The organism is Streptomyces sp. A 4/2, from assembly GCF_940670765.1.
Lineage (GTDB): Bacteria > Actinomycetota > Actinomycetes > Streptomycetales > Streptomycetaceae > Streptomyces.
The window spans coordinates 1-843 of the sequence record NZ_CALNVW010000085.1; the positions used below are offsets into that span (position 1 = coordinate 1).

At 66.9% G+C, this 843-nt stretch carries 1 protein-coding gene; it reads right to left on the minus strand.

The window, feature by feature from the left end; all coding sequences use genetic code 11:
- Positions 1 to 264: 264 nt before the first annotated feature.
- A partial coding sequence (locus NBY69_RS37125) for an RICIN domain-containing protein (RefSeq protein WP_250306689.1) occupies positions 265 to 843 on the minus strand: 579 nt, incomplete at its 5' end.

An 843-nucleotide genomic window follows, 5' to 3' on the forward strand; every position in this document is an offset into this window, starting at 1 on the left:
GGGCACGAACCGGTATTCCTCGACGACGTCGCCGGTATTGCGCACCCGCAATCGCACGCCGGCCGAACCACCCGGGTCCACGGTTGTTGAAGGGGGCTCCAGGGAGGTCCACAGACTCATGTGGCAACGCTATGGCGGATGTTGCCGCGTTGTCCCAGGCCGCAGGGCAGGATGTGGCGTACGAAGGCGCAGCCACCGCTGCCCTCCCGGGGTGCCTCGCGGTCGGAGCACCCCGGGATCGTCAGCCGGGACCGTCAGCCGGGATCAGTTCTGGTCGGGCTTGGTGAGGTACCAGATCTGGTCGTCGTCGTCACTGCACGTGAACAGGCCCAGCGTGTCGCCCTCCTGCATGTCGTCTCCCGTGTTGGCGTAGCCGGAGACGTCCATGCACAGGCCGTTGCTGATGTAGTTGCGGATCCAGTAGAGCCCACCGGTGTTCGGCCGCTTCACCAGGTACCAGAGCTGGTTGTCGTCCAGCGTCCGGGTGCAGGCGCCCTCGTACAGATGCTGGCCGTGCGACTGCGCACCCTTGTCGGGCAGATCCACGCAGTAGCCGGTGGTGTTGTTGCGGATCTGGACGAGGTCGGAGTTGTTCGGGCCCTGGCCCTTGAACACCGTTTCCAGGCTCCACACCTGATTGGCACCGGCCGGGTCGTCCCCGCACTTGTACTGGCCGAGGGGGCTGCCCGCCGAGCCGTTGGCCAAGGCGGGGGCGGCACACAGATGGGTCGTCCCGTTCCTCAGCATGACGCTCTTGAGCGGGTCGTCCGGTGGCGGCTTCTTGGCTCCGCCGCCGCCACCGCCGCTGTTCTTCCCGGCGTTGTCGTCGGCTGTTTTCGACGG